The 18,393-nt window shown below is 42.6% G+C and carries 15 protein-coding genes and 1 pseudogene; 5 read left to right on the top strand and 11 right to left on the bottom strand.

Going from position 1 to position 18,393, the window contains the following annotated elements; genetic code table 11:
* Positions 1-31: 31 nt before the first annotated feature.
* Positions 32-3,661 carry a hypothetical protein gene (locus tag ACYVGO_RS08845; RefSeq protein ID WP_460968946.1) on the top strand — a complete coding sequence of 1,210 codons (3,630 nt, stop codon included), beginning with the start codon at positions 32-34 and terminating at the stop codon, positions 3,659-3,661.
* Positions 3,662-4,255: 594 nt separating this feature from the next.
* Here ACYVGO_RS08845 and ACYVGO_RS08850 read toward each other — a convergent pair.
* Positions 4,256-4,603: a hypothetical protein gene (locus ACYVGO_RS08850; protein WP_460968947.1), complete on the bottom strand. Its 348-nt coding sequence runs from the start codon at positions 4,601-4,603 to the stop codon at positions 4,256-4,258.
* 144 nt (positions 4,604-4,747) lie between these two features.
* Between ACYVGO_RS08850 and ACYVGO_RS08855 the strand changes: the two genes are divergently transcribed.
* Positions 4,748-5,689, top strand: a complete 942-nt coding sequence (locus ACYVGO_RS08855) for a hypothetical protein (RefSeq protein ID WP_460968948.1) — start codon at positions 4,748-4,750, stop codon at positions 5,687-5,689.
* 151 nt (positions 5,690-5,840) lie between these two features.
* On the opposite strand, the gene ACYVGO_RS08860 is transcribed toward ACYVGO_RS08855, so the two are convergent.
* Both ACYVGO_RS08860 and ACYVGO_RS08865 read right to left on the bottom strand, forming a co-directional pair.
* A complete protein-coding gene (locus tag ACYVGO_RS08860; protein ID WP_460968949.1) occupies positions 5,841-6,170 on the bottom strand; it encodes an antibiotic biosynthesis monooxygenase family protein in 330 nt (109 codons plus the stop codon).
* A 33-nt stretch (positions 6,171-6,203) separates the two neighbouring features.
* Positions 6,204-7,736 (bottom strand): flavin monoamine oxidase family protein, encoded by a 1,533-nt coding sequence (locus tag ACYVGO_RS08865; protein ID WP_460968950.1) that lies wholly within the window; start codon positions 7,734-7,736, stop codon positions 6,204-6,206.
* 247 nt (positions 7,737-7,983) lie between these two features.
* Between ACYVGO_RS08865 and ACYVGO_RS08870 the strand changes: the two genes are divergently transcribed.
* Positions 7,984-9,366 carry a high affinity choline transporter 1 gene (locus ACYVGO_RS08870; protein WP_460968951.1) on the top strand — a complete coding sequence of 461 codons (1,383 nt, stop codon included), beginning with the start codon at positions 7,984-7,986 and terminating at the stop codon, positions 9,364-9,366.
* Here ACYVGO_RS08870 and ACYVGO_RS08875 read toward each other — a convergent pair.
* From ACYVGO_RS08875 to lhgO, 7 genes and pseudogenes are all read right to left on the bottom strand, one after another.
* Positions 9,334-9,870, bottom strand: coding sequence for a GNAT family N-acetyltransferase (locus tag ACYVGO_RS08875; RefSeq protein WP_460968952.1), 537 nt, complete (start codon positions 9,868-9,870; stop codon positions 9,334-9,336). The genes ACYVGO_RS08870 and ACYVGO_RS08875 overlap by 33 nt on opposite strands.
* A gap of 39 nt (positions 9,871-9,909) precedes the next feature.
* Entirely contained in the window at positions 9,910-10,356 is a 447-nt protein-coding gene (locus ACYVGO_RS08880) for a DinB family protein (protein ID WP_460968953.1), read from the bottom strand.
* A 53-nt stretch (positions 10,357-10,409) separates the two neighbouring features.
* Positions 10,410-10,862: an NUDIX domain-containing protein gene (locus ACYVGO_RS08885; RefSeq protein WP_460968954.1), complete on the bottom strand. Its 453-nt coding sequence runs from the start codon at positions 10,860-10,862 to the stop codon at positions 10,410-10,412.
* A 155-nt stretch (positions 10,863-11,017) separates the two neighbouring features.
* Complete coding sequence (locus ACYVGO_RS08890) at positions 11,018-11,518, bottom strand: Dps family protein (protein WP_460968955.1); 501 nt, start codon at positions 11,516-11,518, stop codon at positions 11,018-11,020.
* Between the two features lie 105 nt (positions 11,519-11,623).
* Positions 11,624-12,372: pseudogene (locus tag ACYVGO_RS08895) on the bottom strand (SDR family oxidoreductase).
* A gap of 83 nt (positions 12,373-12,455) precedes the next feature.
* Entirely contained in the window at positions 12,456-13,046 is a 591-nt protein-coding gene (locus tag ACYVGO_RS08900; protein WP_460968956.1) for a Crp/Fnr family transcriptional regulator, read from the bottom strand.
* Positions 13,047-14,243 carry an L-2-hydroxyglutarate oxidase gene (gene lhgO / locus ACYVGO_RS08905; protein ID WP_460968957.1) on the bottom strand — a complete coding sequence of 399 codons (1,197 nt, stop codon included), beginning with the start codon at positions 14,241-14,243 and terminating at the stop codon, positions 13,047-13,049.
* Positions 14,244-14,433: 190 nt separating this feature from the next.
* On the opposite strand from lhgO, the gene ACYVGO_RS08910 reads away from it, so the two are divergent.
* Positions 14,434-15,819: a sulfatase family protein gene (locus tag ACYVGO_RS08910; protein ID WP_460968958.1), complete on the top strand. Its 1,386-nt coding sequence runs from the start codon at positions 14,434-14,436 to the stop codon at positions 15,817-15,819.
* 12 nt (positions 15,820-15,831) lie between these two features.
* On the opposite strand, the gene ACYVGO_RS08915 is transcribed toward ACYVGO_RS08910, so the two are convergent.
* Positions 15,832-17,091 (bottom strand): anthranilate phosphoribosyltransferase, encoded by a 1,260-nt coding sequence (locus tag ACYVGO_RS08915; RefSeq protein ID WP_460968959.1) that lies wholly within the window; start codon positions 17,089-17,091, stop codon positions 15,832-15,834.
* Between the two features lie 241 nt (positions 17,092-17,332).
* Between ACYVGO_RS08915 and ACYVGO_RS08920 the strand changes: the two genes are divergently transcribed.
* The gene (locus ACYVGO_RS08920) at positions 17,333-18,343 is read left to right on the top strand and encodes a hypothetical protein (RefSeq protein ID WP_460968960.1); all 1,011 of its coding nucleotides are present in this window, start codon (positions 17,333-17,335) and stop codon (positions 18,341-18,343) included.
* Positions 18,344-18,393: the final 50 nt, after the last annotated feature.

The following is an 18,393-nucleotide window of genomic DNA, read 5'->3' on the forward strand; positions in this document are numbered from 1 at the left end:
CAGGCTATCTATCTAACCTTCTTCTTAATCAATGGATAAATCTACACGCTTACAACTAGAAGATTTTTTTAAACAGTTTACCAAATTATCAGAAAGAGTAGACAAATACTGGCCGGATACTGAGGCACCAGAAAAGCCTAAAGAAGACGAAGAAGGTAATTACGAATATAAACTTATTAAAACCAAAGAAGACTTAAATAGCTCTGAGCTTCAGCCATTTGTCAATGATTTTTTCAAAAACATCTACAAATATGATTGCCTATTTAGTCCGCGTTTTCAGGATTTTAGCTCTCAAAAGGTAAGAGAAATAAAAAATCGTATTCAGAAAAAAATAGACCTAGGTATAGAAAGAAAAAAAAATATAGTCGAACTAAATAAACAAACTAAACAAGAGAAAATCTCTACTCAAGCAGTATATACTTTTTTACTCTTTGCATGCCCAATAATTGTAGAAGAAAACCAAGAGTATACAAAAGAAAAAAATACAAGGAAAAGTCAAGTTAGTGGAGGCTTAATAATAAATTATTACCTATACAGTCAAAGCTTATTCATTGAATCTATACTGGTAGATTCAGATATAGATGAAGATGAGCAAAAAATAATTGTTAAAAATTTGCTGTCTTATAAAATTAAAGAGAAGCAAAAATCAGCTGACAAAAGTACTGAAAATCTAACCATAAAATACAGTAAATTAGTCGAGCTTGTTCGCGACTTAAATATTATATCTGACGGACAAACTCTTGTTAAAGGAATTTATCACGAGGCACACGATCCCGTATTAATTAATACTTCAAATGAGCAGGAAAAGGCAGCAGATGTACTGGATTTTTTCCACGATATTGACGCTAAACATATTCGATTTGCTTATAAACGCCCTATAATTTCTGAATTTCTAGAATCAAATACACAAGACCACAATTATTTTTTACTCACATTTCCATCACTCATTCCTTATAATACAAACCCATTGATGGTAAAAGTAGAAGAGGTGATGGCCTTTATCATAGATTATGGATATGATTTAGTTACCGAGGATGTTTATAAATTTTATACACTTGATAAGGAAAAATTAACAAACGATCCTAATTCTTGGGAAAGAGAGCTCAGCGGTTTTTCCAGTAAAGATTACAACCCGATTAAATTAAATGCTTATTCGCTAAAAAATCATCGCTATTCTGACTATTCTAATGATCTTTATCTAAATAATGTTCCTCGACTTGAACGTCCAAAATTTCTTTATAAACGTGCTGCGGTATGCTTTGAGATTATAGTTGATGAGGATTATTTTTATCCAGAGGGAATTAGCTTCGAGGATGATGTTAGACCCCCCTCTAAATATACCTTAAACAATTTTGGGAAATTTATTGAAACCCTTAAAGAAGAATGGAATCTGGGAGAAGATCCAAAACCAATTGTTCGCAACTGTATTGTCACACACTCAACTGAAACAGATTTATTTGCTTATAAATATCAGTCGAATCCTCCTTATTTTACAAAATACTTTAATCTCCCAAATGGTAACGATGTAACTATAAAATTACCTTCCCATTTCGAGTTCACATCTGAAGGTCGACAAGAAACATATTATGTGTTACCTAATAAAAAGGAAAGGCCTGATAAAAATATAAATAGTTTCATGGCCTTTACCAGAGAACTAGAGATGGAGGTGCATTTAAGTTACACGTATTTCCTCCCTAGCAATGTTAGAATCTGGCACATGGTATTAACTCCCAGGGAGCAGAAGGATGAGAAAATAACTGATAAAAATATTAATGAAAACGACGATATACCAAAGTTCGATGGTATATCAGAGCTCGATATTATTAAATTAATGAAGTTTTTTAGTGGATCGCAAGAGAACGAGAGTGAGGATAAAAAACGGTCTATGCTAAAAAATATTTCTTTTAGCTATAATTTATCAAACCATACCTTCTTAAATTCTATTCCCTCCAGAAAGGAATTAGCGGCAAGATGGCTAGCAAAGTTTCTTTTATTTCTATGGAATTTACCAATAAGGATAATAAAGCTTCCCTTTAAAATTTTAAGGCTAGTAAAACGCGCTGTTCTTTCGTTTTTTCGTTCTTTTATTTACAAAAAAACGAAATCCTACAGCAACACGCAAGATAGCAAGATATCAATCAGTAAACAGCTATTCAAAACTTTTAGAAAAATATGGGCATCAATTCTATATATGTTATATATAAAAGAATTTAACGACATTAACTATTCAAATAAATCAAGCTTAATGAATGATTCTAACAAACAAGATTATTTAATAAGTCTCCTTCAGGATTTAACCGGAATTAAGTATAAGTTCAACCAAGGTCGCAAATCTGACACACTAATGAAGGAAGAAGATCGAGTACTTTCATTGAGAAATATTCGATCTGGAATTGTAGAAATAGATACGGGGGCATTTGATGAAGCCGAAGAAGATAATTTATTAGCGTTTCAGACAAAAAACTTTGAAGAATTCTGGAATAAAAATAGGGAAGAATTAAAAGATCAAAGTTTGGAGGACGTGAAAAAATCTATTAGGAGTGAAGTAAAAAAATCCTATCTCAAACTTTATAATAAAGAGAAAGACGATTCAGCAGCGGGCGTACTTTTGGCTTCAGAGGATGATGATTCAAATCCAGTAAAAGAGTATGCTAACTATGTTTTCAAAGCTTATTGCGGAATCTGTCTTGGTATTTTCGATTACGATCGAATGGGTCTTGAGGAGATTGACGACACACTAATGCCTTTAGATGAAAGCAAAACTGATCAATCATTTCAAGCTTTGAATAGAGGAGTTCTTTCAATGTTTGGTTATGAGGAAGATGTAATGAATACATTTTGGAAAACTCTTGGCCTCAGTCCTTATTTAATAGTTCCTAGTGCTGTTTTAGCTCATAATGATTATGTATCGCTTGATGCAGAGAAGCGTTTGGATGCTTTATTAGCAAGGTTAAGAAATAACGAATCAGATTTATCAATTCAGGAATTAATTTCGAACAGACACGAAATTGATGATTTATTAAATGACGATATTTTATCAAATGTATTTCATTATAAAACAGAACAAGGTATTTATAGACAGGGAATGCAGTCTCGCGGGATTGATGAACGAATAAAAGCTTCGAGAGAAAAATTAGGCCAACTAGATAAAGAAATAGAATTAAAGCAGGAAGAAAGGAGCAGTAGATACCAGCAACGCATTCAAATTATTGTAACCATTTTAGGATTAATAAATTTTTATACGATTATTCGAGATTTTTTTGTAGATGAATTAGCAGACCCCAAATCGAGTTCGGATAAAAGCGAAAAAGTAGGTCGAACTATTCACTGGAGCAATGTGAAGCCAGATAAATGGGTAATAGAAATAATAGACAGTAAATATTTTCCTAGCTGGTCAAAAGATTTCCTAATAAATATTTGGCATAGAGTGAAAGGAGCAGATCAAATCAATGCAATCGGTTTAGCGAATAAAACAGACCAAATCAATGCGATTAGTTTATCTCATATGACTTTTTTTATAATTGTAACAGGTGCTATTATCTGGCTAATTGTTACAAGAGTTATTGATCCATCAAAATCAGGTAAAAGTAAATCTTGGCAAAATCGTAAAAAACGACGACACAAATTACCTAAAGTTCAAGTAGCAAAACCGACACGTTAATGGTTGGATAAATAACATACTTATTGGCACATGAATTAGTTCATTATGTATTTTATCATGATCTATAAATAAAGACGTTTTAAAGCTAGCAGGAGCGCCTAAACTTTAAGGAAACCGGCCCATTTAAAGTGATAAGTACAAAAAAAGCCTGTAAACAGATGTAGTTTACAGGCTCTATCAGGATTTAATTATACTGAAAATCTACGCTACTCTTTTTACCAACTTCTAAATTTACTATCCCTAAATAGTTTTTACACAAAGCCTGATGCCTACGTTCAACATACTTTGCCAAGCTACGCAAAGCGACGAAGCGAGTCTCTTAGCAAACAAGCAGCTGCTTTTGTTGCCCCTGCCTCTATAGCGGCCTCTACAATGTCGTCTCCATTTCTATGGGCTTCATAACCAGCCTTCATAGCGGCTACACCAATGAAAGTCCATGGGCAGCAAAATAGCCTTTCACTGCAACAACGATTGCAACAGGGATTGCAATGTGAATCATAGCAATATGGGTTTTAAAGGTGAAAAATTAAACAGGAAAAGGCACTATAGGTACTTGTTATATTCAAAAACCAAGTGAAAAGCCCAAAAAATGGCTTAATACAAAGGGGTGCGATCCTTCATATAGTTGATTACTGCTTCTCCTAACCCTTTGGTAATCCCTCCGGCAATCACAGCCTTTGCAATCCAGCCAGGTCCAGGAATAAAACTTAGCCACTCAGCCGCACCTCGTCCCGCTGCTCCAGCACCCAAGGATGCAACCACAGCCTCTTCGTTAAAATCTGTTACTTCAAACGCTTGTGCTACTGACCGTATCATTCCGAAGTCAGCAAATCCTAAGGCAAGAGAGCTACCTGGTATCCAACTTACAGCAGTTGCACCAGCACTCCACTTATTTACAATCTCACGCGCTTTTTTTTCTGCTTCTCGTTTCGAAGTTGCCATCGTAGTAGGTTTTTAAAAATGAAATTTATTAGTTTAGTACCCGATCAAATAATTGTTATGCAAATGTTTCCTATTTAATCTTGTCAAGTATTCCTCTTACCTTCCTCTTGTATTCCCTTAATTTTTTTGTAACCACACCAAACCATGAGCTTACTTAAAATCGATGCCAAAGAGAAGGCATTCATAAGAGCTGCTGTATTAAGGAAATATCATGAGTTTCAACAAGATATGCCCTTAACTTATAATGAAATAAATGGTAGTACATTTAAGCCTGCCTACACAGGACTAGTTATTTCTTTTGATATTGAACTAAGTATATATTTAAAGGATAATAAAATCCCAAAGAGTATTTTAGGAAGCCCAAAAGAAAGTTTTTTTGTCAAACTATTTGATAAAAATGACTATATGAATTGTAGGATTTCTAACTTAAACGCTTGCTATTTATATGCTTTTAGGAAAACAAGAGAAGCTTATATAAATAATCGGGATACAAATAAAGAAAGCGTTTTTCAAGATATTTATGATATTAGATTAGCGCAATACGACGATATCAGAAAGATATATAACATTGCCTGTACTATTTATGGTGGGCTAGATGTCATGCCCTATAAAACCTTGATAAGTTGGTATGAAAAAAACCCATGCTCTTTTTACGTTATAATAGATGAAGATAATGAAGTAGTAGGAAACATAAATATTTTACCTTTAAAAGAAGAGACATTAAAAAGTTTTTTAGAAGGCCGTCTTTTAGAAAGAGATATTACCGAAGAAGGAATTTGGGGAACAGCAGAAAAAGAATATATTAATTACTTGTACATTGAAAGTGTTGTTAATTTAGGAGGGAAGGAAGCTACTAAAGAGTTATTAAAAAAAATACCAACGATAATAACTAATTTTGGTTGTTCGCACGATTCTATAAAAAAATTATACTGCATGTCTGTTTCCAGGCAAGGCCAAAGGCTAATAAAAAGATTAGGCTTTAAAGAAATAGTATCAGTTAAATTAAGAAGAGATGGCCATACAATATTTGAAGCCGAATTAATGGATGTACTTCATAATGTATATAAAATATATCTTCTATTATAATGTCGAAAACAGTAGATAAAAAAATTATTAATAGCAATATATTTTCTACTAGTTTACATATAAAAAATACTTTTTCAATAACAAAAAAAATGGAGCATAAAATTTTTTCTAAAAAACCTTATGCTCCCAAGAAGTTAATAGTATTCCTTTGCTAATATCTACTAAACTCATAATCCCGCTCTACCTTAGCAATCCGAACTTTAAATGCCTGAAACCATTTCTCACGCCCTAAATCGCGCGCGACAATATGCTCGGCATTTTGTCGCCATTGATTGATGGATTCTAAGTTTTCCCAGTAAGAAATAGTAAGTTCTACCTCACCAGCGCCATATTCCATACCCAGAAATCCAGGTTGCTGATAGGCTAATTCGACCATTTTGCCGCCCATTGCCTCATATCCTTCCAGATCAGCAGATGGGACTATAGTAAAAACAACTACGTAGTAGGGTGGTGCGGGAGTTTGGGCTATAAAGGTGCTCATACAGAGGATAGTAGAAGAAGATTGTGCTATTTATCAGTGGCTAATAAGCTTGTTGACGGTAAAAGCTACTCCTAATTTTTTTAGTATATTTTCTGCCGCCATCCGGCCAGTTTCTGCCGCTCCATTCATGAATCCCTGAAAGTTATCGCTACAGTGTTCACCTGCAAAAAACAGGTTGCCTACTGATTGTGCTTCAGCTTGACCAATACTTGAGACCTGGCCAACTTTATAACACGCATAAGCCCCGCGCGTCATTGGATTTTGATTCCAGTTGTAAAGATTTTTCCGTCCGTTGGCAGCCTGCTTCATGCCCGGAAATACTTTGTCGCATTCATCTAAATACATATCATATTGCGAGATGGCCAGGTTTTTCCCTTTATCGGCGCCCAGGAAAAGACTATAGCCACCGGGCCCCGTGTTGTCATGTTGCATTTGACTACTATCCCATCCGTTATGAATCTGGTCGCTCAATACATAACCGGAATAGCCTTTCTCTCGCCACACGCGCTGATTAACGCCAATGAATAGTTTTGACTGCATTCCATAACCTAGCTGTTGAATACAACGCCGTTTTCGATCTGGCATCTCAATGGCCATTTCTACTTCGCGCAGTACAGAAAAAGGTAGTGTTATAACGACGATATCAGCATTTACTTCCTGCCCATTTTCAAAAGAAAGCTTATAACCAGAGCCGCTGGAGCTAATCCGTTTTAAATGGTGGCCTGTTTTTACACTACTTTTAAGCCGTTTCCGAAGTTCGGTTGGTATTTGCTCATTACCTCCAACTACTTTATATCGCTCATCACTGTCGCCATAAATCTCAAAACCATTTGACGTATCCGTGTTCATGGACACTAACAAATTAAGGCTCGACTGATCGCCCGATGGGATGCCAAGTTCACTAGTGAAAGATGTACTAAGCACGTCAAATAGCCAGCCTGATATGCCAACGCGGTGTAAATAGCCGTCTATCGATAAATTATCCAATTCGATTACTTTAGGATGATCAGGGCTCAACGACTCGGGCAAGGCATCTGTATCTTGTTGTATACGAGCCGCGTAGTGCTGAAATTCTGTAATAATCTCCTGCTCACTGATTCGACGTCCGCCAAAAAAATAATCGATACCCACCAGTTTCTTTTCTGAAGGCGCTTTCATATCCAGCAAAGGCAAAGCGAACTCCTTACAGAATGTTAAGATATCAGTGTGGGTTGAGTCTATAAATTCACCACCTAACTCAGTTGTAATTCCATCGGCAACCAAATTCGTTGCCGACATAACCCGCCCGCCAACGCGATCCAATGACTCGTAAATTTCTGGTTTTAAACCAGCTTTTTCAAGGTAATAAGCTGCAGTAAGGCCCGCTAGTCCAGCGCCTAAAATAGCAATACGTTGCGAAGTCTGCGATGGCTTTAGTGTACGGCACTGCGACAATAAAGGAACTGCACCGGCTAACAACAGTGATTGGGAGGCCTGCCGAACAAAATTGCGACGGGAAATGGTTGGAGAGTCGGCTAAAAAAGGCTTTGTTTTTAGTAAATCAACAATGGTGGGTATTCGCGACATTAGGCTTAGACGTTATGGTGGCTATTTTGGCTTTCGACAATCCGGGGCATGCTAGGGAATTAAGTTACTCCAGATCATCACAAAAAGGGAAGTTATGAATTTGACTTGAATATAGTTATTCTTTTAACAAGTGGGTTTTACCTGGATATGAGCGGATTCCAAAACTTCGAGTTAATCCTAATTCATAAATTTGAGCTATATTCTATACATTCGTAAAGGATGTTCTTTAGAGATTCTAGTTTATCCCATGCTCCTCTTTTTCATTGCCCTTTATCTTTTATCGAATGTTGCCGTCGGTGCCTGGGCAGCACGACGCGTAACCAATTCTCAGGACTTTGTACTGGCGGGTCGGCGATTGCCCTTGATGCTAGCGGCATCGGTAACGTTTGCAACCTGGTTTGGCTCTGAAACAATCATGGGTGCCCCGGCTATGTTTGTAGAAGGCGGATTCCTTTCAGTTATTGAAGAGCCGTTCGGATCGGCACTTTGCTTGTTTATGGTAGGTGCCTTTTTCGCTCGTCCGCTCTATAGGCTCAACATCACGACTTTTTCCGATTATTTTCGTATCCGATACGGGCGGGCTGCCGAGTTATTGTCGGCAATAATGGTTATCCCATCTTACTTCAGTTGGATTTCTGCTCAGCTTGTGGCCATTGGTATTGTTTTAAGTGTAGTGACTGATGTTCCTCGCGAGTATTGCATCATTGCTAGCGCAGCCATCGTCATGATTTATACCTTACTCGGTGGCATGTGGTCTATCTCTATCACGGACTTTTTCCATAACCTCATCATCATTCTAGCATTGGCAGTATTGGGCGTTCTTCTTTGGAATGAGGTTGGCGGCTGGACTATAATCGAAAAACGAACACCAGCAGGCTTTTTTCGATTTCTTCCTCAATCAACAGGCAAAGACTGGCTGGCTTATATTGCTGCCTGGATAACTGTTGGGTTAGGCTCTATTCCCCAACAAGATGTTTTTCAACGTGTTATGGCTGCTAAAACAGAAAAGACCGCTGTTCGCGCTTCTTATGTGGCATCGGGTATGTATGTGACTATAGCTATGCTACCGCTGTTTATTGCCCTGAGTGCCAAATTACTACACCCCAATTTACCTAAAGACAACCAGCTCATCATTCCGAATATGGTCATGCAGCATGGGAGTTTACCCCTACAAATATTGTTCTTTGGGGCTGTAACTTCGGCTATTCTCAGCGTATCAAGCGGAGCAATTCTAGCTCCGGCAACGGTATTTGGGGAAAACATTATAAAATTTTTTCAGCCTGACATTAGCGATAAAGGACTTCTAAAAACTATTCGCTGGGCAGTTGTTGTCATCACTATTATTTGCGTTCTCATAAGCACTACCCGCGATACAAACATTTTTGACCTCGTTGGTGAATCATCGGCCTTTAGTCTTGTTTCGCTATTCGTGCCCTTAACGGCGGGTATTTACTGGAAACGTGCTACGCTCACAGGATGTCTGTATGCAATGGTTGTTGGCCTGGGGGTATGGCTAATATGCGTTTGGCAAACTACGGAAACTCCCCCGATATTATGGGGCTTGCTCGCCAGTACGATAGCGATGGTGGTTGGGAGTTTAATTCCTCAAAGGAGCGTATCGAAAAACTAAGGTGGTCCGCATTGTCCCTTTTTGTAAAAAATCGTTTTCGATGACCTTTTCCAGCACAAAGCCACTCTTTTCCAGCACTCGAATGGAGCCTTTATTACGTTCATCGCAAGTGGCCTTGATGGTTTTTGCATTGAAGGTATGAATAGCCAGTTCGACTAGCTTACGAGTCACTTCTGTAGCATAGCCCTGGTCCCAGTAGTCGGGGTGAAGTATATAGCCCAACATAGCTTCCACAGGCTCTTGTTCGCTAATCGCCAGTTCACAACCGCCTATCTGTCGACCATCCTTTTTTAATTCAATAGCAAATTCATAGGCTAATCGTGGCTTTTCGTTCTTCCTTTCTTCTACTTCTTCCAGGAATTCCTGCGTATCAGCCAGTGTATTTGGCCCCCAGGGCGCATACTGAACGACCATTGGTTGGCTAACATAGGCTTGTATCGACTCCAGATCCGTAGATCGGTAATCCCGAAGAATCAACCTTTCTGTTTTAAATTGCTCGTCCATACGTCCATTGTATGTCTGAATTCCAGCAAAAAAACGCAATTATACATCCAGTAATCGCCGGTGGTAATTGATTTGACCAAGGTGATACGTCAGATGCGTTGTCAAATGAACCAACAAATAGCCTGTCGACGTCTTTTTGTCGAAAACTAACTGGGGATATTCATCATTAAGCTGCTCATCCGTTACCCTATCCAGTGCTTTATCGACAACGTTGATGGTTTCATCGATCTTCATTAACAGTTCTGCCTTTGGAATAGCTTTCAGCGAAAACTCAAGCTCCCGATGCCGGATATAACCCGTTTTCCCAAGTTCAGCACCGATGTAGGTGTTCAGATTGCCAATCAAATGCAGGCACAGATTACCCGCCGAATTGGCGATTCCTTTTTCGATGTACCACAATGTAGACTCGTCGGTATAAGCGTCTATCTCCTGTTTTAATCGCTCAAGGTCTCGGCGGAATAGGGTTTTTAGAATTGTGATAAGCATACTATGATCAATTTCTTAGGCTCTTGAATAAAAAGCTGTAGTCTATTTGCGCCTTAGCCAAAATACTGTTGTTCAATACGCCCGATATAGCCTAAATAGGTAGCACTACTAAACCAGGGCAGAATTTTCGCGCCGATGTTCGGGTACATATTCAGGCTGGCTAAATCGGTTATAGGCTTCCAGATTAATTCCAGGGCCGTAGTTTCGGCCGGATTCAGGATTGGTTCACCGTTGATATTTCGGGCAGCAAATACAACGTGAAGCACGTCGTCGTTGCGTTGGGTCAGTAGCATTTCGCCCGCCAGAATCATTTCACCAACATCTACCGAAACCCCTAATTCTTCCCGGATTTCGCGTACGATGGTTTCGGGCAAAATTTCGCCCCGGTCGGGGTTGCCCCCCGGTAAGGCGAACACATCCTGACCGCCGTAGCAGTAACGCATCAGTAAAACTTCGGTTTGGTTGGCGTTTTGCCGCCAGATGAGCGCAGATGGGCGAACTTTCATACAGGCAACTTATACAAGAGCGGTCGTCTTTCCCAATTTATCATCGGAAAAGACGACCGCTCTTTTTGTCATGCTGACGAAGGAAGCATCTTAAGATATCCAAACAACTAGGTTGGGACGATTTAAGATGCTTCCTTCGTCAGCATGACAAACAACTAATCCCGGGTGGTTTCGAACAGGAACCAGGTGCGCCGTTCGGTTTCGTCTATATAAACCTCTAGCAAGCTGGCAGTGGCTACATCTTCGGCGTCGTCGGCAATTTTATGAGCCTCACGCATGTGCTTGGCCATCTTCCGATTCTCGGCTTCCAGGTCCTTCAGCATATCATGCGCCGACACGAAATCCTCATCATTATCTTTTACATGCTGTAACTGAGCAATGTGCGCGATAGATCGGATAGTGTTTCCACCAATTTTCCGAACGCGTTCGGCTAATGGATCAATGGTTGCAAAAATTTGATCGGCCTGTTCGTCAAGCAGCAAGTGATAATCGCGGAAGTGTTTTCCTGACATATGCCAGTGAAAATTTTTCGTTTTGACATAGAGCGCAAAGGCGTCGGCAACGAGCCGATTCACTGATTCAGCGACCTTTTCGCGACCTTTTTCCTTCAAATCGGAAGGTGTATCTAGTTCATCAATTTGATTGATAGCTTTCATGAGTCAATCTGTTTTAAGGCACGAAGCCTGTTGCACAGAAAGAACTCTATGGGTATCATATTGTTTGTATTGATGCATGAATTTGGTCTGTTGATCACAGTCCTATTACAGATTACTAAACCCGCCATCCAGCAACAGATCCCCGCCGGTCATGTACGATGATTCAGAGGAAGCAAGGAATAAGAATCCTTTTGCCATTTCGTCTACCGTACCTGCCCGTTTCATAGGCGTTACAGTTGCAAAAAAGCTGTTTATTTCATCAATCTGTGCAGTTTCCCAGCCTGCTTTTTCAAAGATCGGCGTATCGATTGAGCCCGGTGATAACGCATTTACCCGGATATTTTTGCTCACCAATTCAGCAGCAAAAGCCCTCACCAACGCCCGTTCAGCCGCCTTTGACGATAAATAGGCTGCTCCACCAGCTATGCCTTTATTCGCAACCGTAGAGGACGTAACAACGATGGACGCACCGTCATTCAAATAGGGCAACGCCTTCTGCACCGTAAAAAAGACGCCTTTGTAATTGATATTGCTAACCGTATCGAACATTTCCTCGGTAAAGCTTTCCAGCGGAGCTATCATAACAATACCGGCATTCACGATCAGTACATCTATTTGAATGTGCTTTCAACTTGCTTATAAAGCGGCTCAAAACTATTGACATCGGAAACATCACTAACGACCCCAATGGCACCCTCACCAATTTCGGCAACGGCACTTTCAATGGTGGTAGCGTTGCGACCAGTGATCGTAACCTTTGCCCCTTCCTGTGCGAATAATTTGGCCGTTGCGAATCCAATACCGCTGTTACCTCCCGTAACCACGGCAACTTTACCTGCTAATTTCTGTGACATGTTTGTTCGTTTTAACGCCACAAAATTGCCAGCAACGGCAGGGCATTAAAATGAACTAGCTTAGGAAAAACGCTTGAACTGGTTCAACTTTTTCGCTTAACCTTATCATGCCTGATTTTGGAAAGAAACTCGGTAGTCATGCCCAGATAGGAGGCAATTGCATACTGAGGCAACCGTTGTGCGGCCGTAGGATAAGCTTCCAGAAAATCGTTGTACCGCTCCTCTGCCGTACGGGTTAGTGCCGAAACAATCCGACGTTGATGATAAGCGGCTGTTCGTTCGGCACCAATCCTGAAAAACGTCTCGAATTTATGGTTCGCTGCCTTAAGACGTTGTTCGGTTGTGTAGTCTATCTGCAATAGGGTACTCTCTTCCAGAGCCACGACAAATAAAGTAGCTGGCTTTTGGTACAGATAGCTGTTATAGTCTGATATCCACCAGTCTTCCAAAGCGAACTGTATCGTGTGCTCAACGCCAGTTGGGTCAACGACATACGACCGTAAAGCCCCTTGCAGTACGTAGTTTCTGTGAGCTGCTACAAAGTCCGGCTGAATGATGAATTGCCTCTTTTTAAGCTTTTTCAGTTTAAAGGCTGCAAGCATTTCGGGCAGCTCTTCGTCAGTTAGCGTAACCCTTGCCTGAATGTGTCGAATAAACGGCTCCAGCGCATCCATTTAAAACCGAGCCATTACCTTCTCCGAGACCGTTTTCCCAATCGACAACGACGATGTAGCAGCGGGCGACGGGGCATTCACAACATTGATCGCTTTATCGGTTTCCAGAATGGCAAAATCATCGAGCAACCCGCCTGTCCGATCGCAGGCCTGGGCGCGAACGCCCGCTCCACCGGGCTCTAGATCCGACTCCTGAATTTCCGGAATCAAGGCCTGTAAGGCTTTGGTAAAGGCTGCTTTTGAGAAGGAACGGTACATTTCGCCCAAACCGGTTTCCCAGTATTTAGCGGCCACTTTCTGAAATCCCGGCCAGGTAAGCGTTTCGAAGAGTTCTTTCAGGTTAATATCTGATTTCTTGTAACCCTCCCGCTGGAATGCCAGTACGGCATTTGGGCCAGCTTCTACACCCCCGTGAACCATACGCGTAAAGTGAACGCCCAGAAACGGGAAATTCGGGTCAGGAACTGGATAAATCAGGTTTTTAACCAGGTATTCTTTTTGGGGCTTAATCTTGAAATACTCGCCCCGGAACGGTACAATACGTACATCAACCCCGCCCGGCTGCGTTAATTGGGCCATTTTGTCGGAATATAGCCCGGCGCAGTTCACGACTAATTTGGTTTCATAACGGCCTTTATTGGTCACAACAATACTCAGGCTCGTACCCGGAGTTATCTGTTCAACCCGCTCATTCAGGTGGATTTCGCCACCCAGTGCCTGAAACTTCTCGGCGTACTTATCGGATACCTGCTTGTAGTCGATAATACCTGTTTGCGGAACGAACATACCCGCTACGCCCGTAACGTGAGGTTCTAGTTCACGCATTTCGGCGAGCGTGAGTTTTTTTAAGCCGCCCAGCCCATTTAGTTGACCACGCTGATAGAGCGTTTCCAACTGCGGTAGTTCTTCCTGTTTGGTCGCTACCACAATCTTGCCACACAGATCATACGGAATACCTTCTGCATCGCAAAAATTAATGAGCATCTTATAGCCCTGGATGCAGTTGGTGGCTTTCAGGCTTCCGGGCTTATAATACAACCCGGAGTGAATGACGCCACTATTATGGCCGGTCTGATGGCGGGCTACGGCCGCTTCTTTCTCAATCAGAACGATCTTAAGACCCGGTCGCTGTTGTTTTAGCTGCAAAGCGGTAGCCAATCCTACAATACCACCGCCAATAATGAGTACGTCTGTCATCTTTGGTTAATAACCTTCAACAGCAAAGGTACGGCGCAATGGTCAAAAAAAACGGATGCGGTAAAACCTCACGGCTTATGCTCTCTAAGCGGTTATTTTATTGAAATTGTTTCTAGCTCTAGAATTAGATTAGTAGGAGCCTATCCTCAATCGCTTATTTCGCTTTAAAGGCAATTGACCTGAGTTTTTTATGACTATTCGACTGGTACTTCCAATACTAGGGATAGGGCTGCTGTTTAATAGCTTTGGCCCGTCAATACCACTAACTAAGCAGAAACAAACGAATCGTCCGCCCAACATTATTCTGATTCTGATCGACGATATGGGTTCGGCCGATGTGGGTTGCTATCGCCCCAGCAATTCGGTCAATCAGTTGCCACCCACGCCTAACATCGACCGGCTGGCAGCCGATGGTATTAAATTTACCAACTACTACAGCGCAGCCCCGATCTGTTCGCCCTCACGAGTAGGCCTTCTTACGGGAAATGTACCCGGCAAATGGCGGATCACCTCATTTTTGGCCGAGCGAAAACACAACCGCACCTGCGAACAAGCCGATTTTCTGGACGCTTCGGCCCCCTCTGTAGCACGTGAACTTAAAACGGTGGGATATTCTACGGCCCATTTTGGCAAATGGCATATGGGAGGTGGACGTGATGTCGATAACGCGCCCGGTATCCGGCAATACGGTTTTGATGAATATGCCAGTACCTGGGAAAGTCCCGACCCTGACCCACTGCTCACGTCGACCAACTGGATTTGGGCTAAATCGGATAGTGTGAAACGCTGGAACAGAACGGCCTACTTCGTTGATAAAACGCTCGATTTTCTGAAGCGAAACCCAGGTAAACCCTGCTACATCAACCTTTGGCCCGACGATGTTCACACGCCCTGGGTACCTGACGAAACAACCCTCAACGAGTTTCCAAAGGGAACCGAAAACCCACGTGAATTCAACGCCGTGCTGGCCGAACTCGACCTACAAATTGGTCGCCTGATGGCGGGCTTGAAAACATTGGGCATCGATGACAATACGCTCGTTATGTTTACCAGCGACAACGGTGCCCTGCCTACTTTCCAGGGAAAACGGTCGGGCACATTCCGAGGTAGCAAGCTTTCGCTTTACGAAGGAGGCATTCGGATGCCTTTCATCGTACGCTATCCGGCTCGAACACCCAAAGGCAACCTTGATAACCAGTCCATAGTGAGTGCAATTGACTTACTGCCCACGTTGGTAAGTCTGTCTGGCAAAAAGGAGAACCGGGCTCGATCTGATGGTGAGAATATGGCAACGGTGCTGCTGGGTAAACCTGCTGTTCGAAAGAAACCCCTTTTCTGGGAATATGGTCGTAATAACGAATCGTTTCGCTACCCGGCAGGCCGCGACAAGAGCCCGAATCTGGCGATGCGGGAAGGAAACTGGAAGCTGCTGGTGAATGCCGATGGTTCTGGCGCGGAACTCTATAATCTGCTCACCGACCCTTCCGAGCAAACGGATGTAGCCAATCAGCACGCCAAGTTGGTGGGCGATATGCGAACTAAGTTACTAACCTGGCGGGCAGGTTTAGCAAAATGACAATAGTAAACACTACCGCAACTGCCCCTCAATCCAATCGAGGCCTCGACCGTAGAGCGCGTGGGCAAATCGAACCCGGTTATCAAAATCGGCATTCGCCGTTTTCCCCTCAACCATAAATTGACGAACAAGTCGGGCATTATCGAGTGCCTGGGGCTGCTCGTATTCTGTTTCGGTTTTGGTCCGAAAGGTGGAGAAAGCGCCTGAATCGCCCTCAAAATGCTGGAAAAACAAATGCCCTCGTGGCGTTCGAACGGCGCACAATACCCCACACGCCCGGCTGGTTGATGGAGCCAGGCTCCCTTCCAGGCCCCGTTTCAGGACAATAACGCCATCGAAGCCAGCCAACATCGCCAGTTCTGCCATTTTCATCTGGTACGTAATATGAAATACCGATGTAACCAGAATTTGAGCATGACAGGGATTCAATACTTTTTCGAGCGTCGCCAGAAAAGGGCGTTTAATAATAACATGGCGACGATCTACCCAGCGATTTAGCGCGGGCGATAACGCTTTCTGATCAAGTACCCAGCCGTAGGATGCTAGGGGCGTATCGAGTTCGTGGTTGCTTTGCAGAAACTGGCAACCCAGATTCATGTATAAATCAAGCGCGTTGAGCGTAAATTTCGGTCCTCCCGATCGACCAACCAGTGAGATGGCCCCGTAACCCCGTTTCTGAACTAGTTGCGCCAGCAGGGGCGTAATCAGGTAACTGTTCTCGACCCCATCAAACGGTTCGGCCAGTTGAACAAGTGGCCGGTCGGCACAACTCATTGAGCCAAAGCCGGGAGTGAATGTCCGTTCGGCGGCCCGCATCAGGCCCTGGTATTCTTCATTGGTCTCGTGCCGAACCCGCATGATACTAGCGGCAAGGCCCCGGAACGTTTCACATCGGCCATCGCTAAACAGGTAATCGCCCAGTTGCTCGGCTTCAGAGACTTGCAGGTTAGCCCCCCGAACCAGTTTAGTGGCAATGGGTAGCAAACCTTCCGGTAAATCGGGGCAAAGTTTGTTAATAAAAAAGGTTGGATGCGAGAAGGCTCCCTTTCCGATTACATCTTCTAATGTCCGCTCTTCGGCGGTTGGCCCTTTGGCCAATAAGGCTCCTAGAAAGGCTCCCCGTTGCAACGGATGGGCGGTTGGGTCAATTAATGCAGCTCTGCATTCCGTTAATAGTTCAGGGGTGAGCGGCTTACTACCGTACTTACCGATACCAATGTGTTTGATACCACGCCCGAGCGGGGTACTAGCAGCAGGTGCGTCCAGAACCATATGACTAACTGGTTTAACTGAGAGATAGGGAGTAAGTAAATGTAAGTAAAAAAGATTGGCTTTTTAACCGCCAACTTGGCGAAAATGACCCTTTTACGTGATTTAGCGATCCGTTTATCATTAAAATCCTTTCTACTAAAGTCGTTGTCCAATTATGAAACAAGTATAAAGATTTAGTTTTGGCCTGTTGTAGCTAAAATGTTCTTCGTCAGCCAGTAACGTTCTATTATTTACCACGTCCATGCTTCCAGTTCGCAACTTTATCTCATCCCGAATACTGGCGTTCTTACTGCTAACAATCTTGCTGATTGGGGTAGAAGTGATGGTTACGCAAACAGTTGTTTTCGGCAAGAACCCACTATTGCTATCCGTAGGTGTATTAGTCGATTTGGTTTTCGTAACAACAGGCCTGTTTTACTGGATCGTGTCCAAACCGCTTCGGTTAGCTTCCAACCGACTTCTGCTGATAGCCTTACTCATGCTACGAGTAGCGCTTTTTATTTTACCATCGAACGCTCAGCTACCCAACCAGTTTTGGCCTTTTCTGTTGATTTTCAGTGAGGTAATGGTGCTGATCATTGCAGGATTACGTATCCGAACCATCGTCCAAACGTATCGGCAGCTACGCCCAGCGATTGATCCAGAAACCGCTCTCCGACTGAGTCTGGCAACTGTTTTCGGCGAACGGGCTTCAGCGTTTATGATTGGCGAAGGGGTTATTCTGTATTATGTGCTGTTCGGCTGGCGGCTTCAGACCGATGTTCCGACTGGTGCGAGAACGCTGACAACTCACCGCCAATCGGGACAACTAGCCTTAACTGTCGGGTTGCTGGTTGTAGGTTTAATCGAAGAAGTGGCCGTTCACCTGCTCGTAGCCCGCTGGAACCCAACTGCGGCAGTCTGGATAACTATCATTAGTACATATGGGATGCTGTTTTTTGTTGCCGATGCGATAGCAACCGGTAAACGACCGTCGTACCTATCGGAGACTCACTTGCAGTTGCGTTTAGGCGTACGCTGGCGAGCCACCATTCTTCGGTCGCAAATTGCCCATGTCTCATTTATCAATGAAAAACCGGCTAAACAATCTGGACTCCTTAATGGAGCATTCCTGACCAGTCCGAATCTTTTATTCGTTTTTACTGAACCGATTACCTTCGTCGGGCCTTATGGTATTCAGAAGAAGGTTAGTCGATTTACGATTTTTGTGGATGACCGAACGGCTTTCAACCAATACTTGTGCCGCGAGTAAACCCGTTATAGAATTGTTGATCCTCTATTATTGTACTCGGATTAAGAGTT

Source organism: Spirosoma migulaei, from assembly GCF_054776855.1.